General features: G+C 69.1%; 5 protein-coding genes and 1 tRNA gene. All 6 read right to left on the bottom strand.

The window, feature by feature from the left end; translation table 11 throughout:
* Positions 1–84: 84 nt before the first annotated feature.
* A complete protein-coding gene (locus CUT83_RS27105) occupies positions 85–1,155 on the bottom strand; it encodes a tyrosine-type recombinase/integrase (RefSeq protein ID WP_143688633.1) in 1,071 nt (356 codons plus the stop codon).
* Between the two features lie 315 nt (positions 1,156–1,470).
* Positions 1,471–1,896 (bottom strand): PIN domain-containing protein, encoded by a 426-nt coding sequence (locus CUT83_RS27100; protein ID WP_101258444.1) that lies wholly within the window; start codon positions 1,894–1,896, stop codon positions 1,471–1,473.
* The gene (locus CUT83_RS27095) at positions 1,893–2,171 is read right to left on the bottom strand and encodes a ribbon-helix-helix domain-containing protein (protein ID WP_101258443.1); all 279 of its coding nucleotides are present in this window, start codon (positions 2,169–2,171) and stop codon (positions 1,893–1,895) included. Before CUT83_RS27095 ends, CUT83_RS27100 begins: the two co-directional genes overlap by 4 nt.
* A 65-nt stretch (positions 2,172–2,236) precedes the next feature.
* Positions 2,237–3,130 carry a phosphorothioated DNA-binding restriction endonuclease gene (locus tag CUT83_RS27090; protein ID WP_101258442.1) on the bottom strand — a complete coding sequence of 298 codons (894 nt, stop codon included), beginning with the start codon at positions 3,128–3,130 and terminating at the stop codon, positions 2,237–2,239.
* A 73-nt stretch (positions 3,131–3,203) separates the two neighbouring features.
* Positions 3,204–5,645 carry a helicase-associated domain-containing protein gene (locus CUT83_RS27085; protein WP_240958083.1) on the bottom strand — a complete coding sequence of 814 codons (2,442 nt, stop codon included), beginning with the start codon at positions 5,643–5,645 and terminating at the stop codon, positions 3,204–3,206.
* 267 nt (positions 5,646–5,912) lie between these two features.
* Positions 5,913–5,997, bottom strand: a tRNA-Ser gene (locus CUT83_RS27080).
* Positions 5,998–6,000 lie beyond the last annotated feature (3 nt).

Here is a 6,000-nt window from a genome sequence, read left to right as displayed (position 1 = left end):
CAGAGGGACGGCTCTACACGATCCTGGGTCAAGGCTCGTTCGTGAAGGGCGACGAGAGCGACTGACGGGCTGGTCAGCGCTGGGTCAGTACCTGTCGCCCAGGGCGTGAACCGCGTCTACCGCTCGGCGTGAGGCCATGTCCGCGCCGTAGCGTCGGAGCATCGCGGGAGACTTCCACCCGCGTACGGCCATGATGTGCTCGCCCGAGACTCCCGCCGCCTTGAGGTCGTCGGCCCAGGTGTGACAGAAGGAGTGGGGCGAGACGTGCGCCGGGTCGTAGCCCGCTGCCGTGGCGATCTTCTTCACGAGCCGGTGAAGACCCTGGTAGCCCAGCTCTCCACGGTTGCGCGTTCCGAGCCACAGCCACTCGACATGATCCGGAGAGTTCGGGTTTGCCATGCGGTGTGTGGCTCGTACGCGGAGGTACCGCGTCAGTGCCTTGACCGTCTTGGGCTGGAGCGGGATGACGCGGCCGTCCAGAGAGTTCCTGTCCATCTTGATTGGAACCACGACCAGGGTGCCGTTCGGGAGATCCAGGTCGTTGGTTCGAAGGTTCAGAAGCTCGTCCGACCGCAGACCCTCCGTGAGCACGCGGAGGATCGCGTGGTTCCGAACCGTCTCGAAGTCTCGGACCTTGGGTGAGCCGTTGCCCGTGATTGCCAGGCAGTCAGTGATGAAGTCCTCGGACAGTGTCTTGGGCTTGCCCATCGGAGGCGTGGCGTAGCGCTGGAGCTTCGGGTCGTCGTACGGGTTCGGGTGGTCGTACTCCTCCGCGAGATAGAGGAACAGCGCGCGGAGGTTGCGTTGCGTCGTGCTGGTCCCGCCTGTGTAACCGCCCTTGCCGTCCTGGCTCTTGGGCACGTCGTGCTCCGTGTAGTACCAGCGGAAGTAGCGGTTCAGCGTGGCGGTGTCCACGTCGGTGAACGAGGAGACTCCCACACCCGCCGCGTTGATCTGCGGAGATCGGGTCAGCCAGTGGTGGAGCTGTGTTGCCGCGTACTTGTACGCGTTGACCGTGCGCCGCTGGAACGGACGCCCGTGCTTGTTGGTCGTGGTCGAGAGGTGTAGCTCAAGCTCAGCGATCGTTGCGAGACGTACGTCCTCAGCGCTCCTGACGCGCTGCTGTGCGCGCAGTGGGTTCCGTGCTGCGGTCACTCTCTGGCTCCTCGTGACAGGGAGCTAGACGAGTCCGAGTTACCGAAGCGTCTCGCCTAGCTCCGCCGGGTTGCGGAGCCGCAGTGAGAAGCAAAGAGGCCCTGATCCGCGTTGTCGCAGATCAGGGCCACTATGGCGGAGGATACGAGATTCGAACTCGTGAGGGGTTGCCCCCAACACGCTTTCCAAATGTTCGTCTGGGGGCTCGGCGACGGATGGGGTCGTTCTGACCTGGGACGGAGCCGGGAGCCGGACGGTTGATGAACGGCTCTGGACGGGGGTGAACGAGACCAGAAATGAGACCAGAGTGCCGGGTCACACCTTCTTGACGACGATCGACTCCGGAACCAGCTTCTCCAGGTCGTCCACGTCCGAGGTGAAGACGGTGACCTGCCCCTTCTGCTGGCGCGCGATGACGGCGAGCACCGCGTCGATCGCGTACTTGTGGCCATGCAGCTTGGCATCCGCCAGCAGGCGGCGGGCCTGGCGGGCCTCGTTCTTTCCGATGTCGGCGACTCGGAGTCGCGAGAGCACCCAGTCCCAGCGCTGCTCGGTGGTTCTGCCGTCGTACGCCTCGATCAGCGTCAGCGGAGATGTCACCACCTCGGCTTCACCTCCGGCCGCGAGGTCGAGCCATGCCATCATCTTCCGGTCGCCGCGCACGGCCAGGGACAAGGCTTCGCAGTCGAGTACGAAGACGCGCAGTGGTCGCTGGCCCGGCTCACCGGCCCGCTTCTTCACGCGGCCTCTCCCGCGCCGTGCGTTCCGGCGGTGCGACGGCGCTCGTGCTCGGCGTCGAGCCCCTCCAGTTCCTCGAACGCTGCCGTGCGCTCCTCCTCGGTGAGGGAGCCGTGTTCCTCCTGCAGCCAGTCGGACAGCTCCCGCAGCCGGTCCCGGTCGCGCTTGAAGCGCAGCGCCTCGGCGACGTACGCCGACAGGCCCCGCTCCGCCGCCTCCGCGCGGATCTCGTCCAGGAGATCCTCGGGAATCGTCACCGTCACCTTCTTCGTCGCCATACAAGAGACCATACTCTTGGTATCGCCTTGCTTACCAGTGCGTTCTGTGACCGCCGGATCGGCGATCAGGCGATCGTGGCGGGACGTGGGCTGCCGTGGAAGACCTGTCTGTTGTGCCAGGAGCGGTGGGCGGCGGCGATGGGGCGGATGCCTGGCTGGGGACCTATGACCGGACGGCCGGCGAGCGTGATGATGTGCTCGCGGGCGGCGGTACTGCGGCCGACGAAGCTCTGCGAGACCAGGATGCGGTGGCCGTCGCCGATACCGAGAACGCCCTTGTCGAAGAGCTTGTGGTGCAGCGAGCACAGGCACAGCCCGTTGTCGATGTCGTCCGGTCCGTCGAACGCCCACCAGCGCACATGGGCGGCCTCAAGCCCGACTGGCACCGCGCCGATCCTGCCGTCGTACCCGCAGAAGGCGCACTGGTACTCGTACGCCGTCAGGACCATCTCCCGCATCCGCCGGTCCCGCTGCCTGCGCGCGGCCGAGAACCGTCCGGTCTCGGCCTCCTCCAACTCCAGGCCGACGGCTTCGCACAGCTCGCCGTGGAGGGAGGGCGGGAAGTTCAGATCGAGCAGCACCCGAGTCATCCGGCCGAGCAGGGACGGCTCCCGCCGCAGTGCCGCCCGCAGCTGAGGCGTCAGCCGCCCGGCGGCCCCGGTCGCCCGTAGCTCCCTGACTCCGGTCCCGGGGCTGCCCGTCCCGCGCTCGGTGCGCACCTCCCACACCCCGTCACTCACCAGGTGGTGGAAGGGATAGGCGGGCGTCGTCCGGTTACCGGGCCCGTACTCGGCGAGCAGCCGCCGCAGGTCCTGCTCCACCGCGCTGTACCGCAGCTCGCCGTCGGCGTCCTGCTGAAACCGGCTGAGCGCGTACAGGAACAGCAACGGCTTGTGCGGAGCCCGCACCCCACTCCTCGTCCACTGCCTCAGCTGCGCGGTGCGCTCGACCCAGTCCATGACCGGCGATCGTAGTGGCGGCTGGTCGAACAATGATCCGTGTACGGGGTGGGCCAGTGGGCCATGCCGAGGGCTACGCGGGCATGACGCCGAGGACGCGGGAGAGGGTGAAGACCCGTTCGTCCTCGCGCAAATGGCACCAGGCATACAGATGGGGCGGGTCGAGAACGAGCTCGCTGAGGGTACGTACGGTCCGGTTGCCCGAGGCGGCGACGTACTCGACCGTGATGGCCGTGCCGGCGTCGACGGCGTGGGCGAGCTGGCGGACATCGCTGTACGTCAGGTTCTTCGCGTACCCGGCGATGATCTCCTCGGTGTCCGTGCCGTAGGGGACCCCGGTGCCGAACGGGTCGGGATCCGGAAGTGCCGACGGGGCGTCCCGCAGCCTGGCGGCCAGGGCGCTCAGGCTGACGTCCACCGGGGTCTCGGTCGGCACGGACCGCCGTCGTTGGCCTGGGAGTGGGGTCGGAGCCGGGGCGGAGGCACGTCGGTGCCGGGTCTTCTCGACGCGTACGGTTCCGTCGGCCTTCTCGGCGACGGGAGCATAGCCGGCGGCCCGGAGCGCGGCGAGGGTCTTGTCGAGCGGAGTCCGGCAGACCAGCACGGTCGGCGCCAGCTGCCGCAGCCCGAGCTCGGCGAGCTTGCGGTGGGCGGCGAGTTCGGCGAGGAGGGCGGGTTCCTCGCCGTGGATCACGCAGGCCGCGGGCGCGATGCGCATACGGCCGTGGGCGCGCGCGGTGTCGTGGATCAGATACGACAGCGGCTGGGGAAGGGCGCCGACGGCGACGTCGGCCAGGTCGGCGGTGATGGCGTCGGGTGTACGGCCGGTGTCCAGGGCGCCGCGGATGGTGCCCGGGCTGAACCGCCACACGGATGCCGTGCCGACGGCTTCCCGCTCTGCGACGGCGTCCAGCAGGGCGGCCAGGCGGGCTGACGGTGTGCCGGTGACGACGGCGGTGAGGTCCGCGCCGAAGCGGGCCGTGCTGGTGGCCGTCGGCAGCAGCCGCCGACTGGCCGCGGCCAGTGCTTCGCCGTCATCGGCCTGCAAGGCGGCACCGATGCGGGACAGGGAGCCGCGGGCCATCACACCGAGTAGTTCTGCTTCACGGACCACGGAGGCGAAGGGCGTGGCGTCCTGGGGGAGTGGATGGGCGAACGGACGGTGCCAGGCGACGAGCGGCCCCAGTTCCACGGGGCTCCGCACCCCCTGGTCCGCCGGGAGCGCCACCGCCGCAGCGAGAAGCCCGTCCCGGGCCTGCACACAGCCGCCACAAGGTGGTGTTCCGGCGAGTGCGGGCAGCGCCTTGCCGTCCTCGTCGCGGGCCTGGGCCGGGGTCTGCGGCAACGTTCGCCACGCCTGGAGAAGCGCGGTGAGCTGCTCCGCCGGTTCCCGCTCCGCCCAGGCGTCGTAACCTTCCGTCGCCGCGACCCGGTCACCGTCCCGGGCCAGCAGCCCGGCGTCGTACGCCGTCTCCAGGACAAGGCGTACGACGATGTCGTCGCACTGCGCGGCCTTGGCGATCCGGGACAGCTCACGCGCCCCGACCCCTCCGGACTTCAGACGGGCCGGCGGAGACGCGGAGCACGCCGCCAGAACCAAAGCGGCGTGGGCGGCGAACGCCGTGGCGGCTGCCGCCGCCTCCCGATCCACCTCCGCCTCGGTGACGGACACCGTCCGCACGATGGGCGGGCACGGCTCGAACGGGGCGTGCCAGTCGGCCCCGCGCAGCGTGAGCGCCACCTCGGCCGGCATGCGTGCGGGCCCGTACCCGGAGTGCCGGTCCTGGACCAGCAGTCCCCGCTCCAGCGCCCACCGCGCACCCGGTTCGGAGTCGGCCCGTGGGGCCCCGAGCATCAGGAACTCCGTCTGTTCCTGCCTCTGTTCACCCTGGTGACGGGCTCGCCGCTCAAGCAGCTCCCGAGTGGCCACAGGCGCCGCCGCAACCACCGCGGCCACCCGCTTCGGATCACTGTGGTGTTCCAGCAGGGCGGCCAGCCGATCTTTCTTGGTGGTGCCGGGAGCTGGGATGCCCAAGGCCATCAGCATGCGCCGCAGTTCCTCGGAGGTCGTGTCCGCCAGCAGCCGGGCGAGCGGCGCGTCCAGCCCCAGCGGCGAATCCCACGCCTGCCGCAACGGCGCCGTCATGTGGAGCAGCCCTTGGCCGTCCGGCCAGACGAGCGCGTGATCGGCCAGTGTCTCCAGGGCCGCATCCAGCCAGCGATCGGTCTCCGTTTCGGCCACGTCCAGCAGGTCGGCCAAAGCGGCCCGTGGAACGGGTCCCAATGCCGCCAGCGCCTCAGCCACCTGCAGCTGTGGCCGCGCGAGCTCCGCCAGCACTGGGGCCACCGACGCCGGACGCTGAAGGCGGTCCGCGAGTTCGCCGAACGATCGTGGCTCCGGCGGGGACACGGCATCCGGGCGAGTCGCCAGGACTCGCTCAAGTCGGCCGACTTCCAGACCACTCAGCCACGAGGCCAGAGTTGATCCGCTGGGCTTTCCGATGGGGCACCTCACAAAGACGACGCCGTTGACCTTGGAACCGGAACCGGTCCTGCGCACGCTCCAGAATGGCGCATCGCGGGGGGCCTGTGTCCTGCGGCGGCAGGAAGCCGATGGTGAGTGAAGGGCGTTGTCCTGTGGATCGACCCACCAGCGGCAAAGCTATGCGGAGAAAAGTACTTTATGTCGGAAATAAATGAGACCAGAACTGAGACCACAGCATGCCGAGAACCCCGGCCGCTGAGCGGTCCGGGGTTCTCGTTTCGCCTGTTCAGGCGGCTGCGGAGGATACGAGATTCGAACTCGTGAGGGGTTGCCCCCAACACGCTTTCCAAGCGTGCGCCCTAGGCCTCTAGGCGAATCCTCCGCC

The organism is Streptomyces barkulensis (assembly GCF_002843305.1).
In the GTDB taxonomy this organism is placed as follows: Bacteria; Actinomycetota; Actinomycetes; order Streptomycetales; family Streptomycetaceae; genus Streptomyces; species Streptomyces barkulensis.
Note: the sequence above shows the minus strand (reverse complement) of the source record. Positions and strands in the feature narration are given on the sequence as shown.

What these genes read in the sequence shown, in the direction of transcription:
- CUT83_RS27095 (WP_101258443.1), bottom strand. Translation starts at nt 2,171, where the DNA reads ATGGCGACGAAGAAGGTGACGGTGACGATTCCCGAGGATCTCCTGGAC.
- CUT83_RS27090 (WP_101258442.1), bottom strand. Translation starts at nt 3,130, where the DNA reads ATGGACTGGGTCGAGCGCACCGCGCAGCTGAGGCAGTGGACGAGGAGT.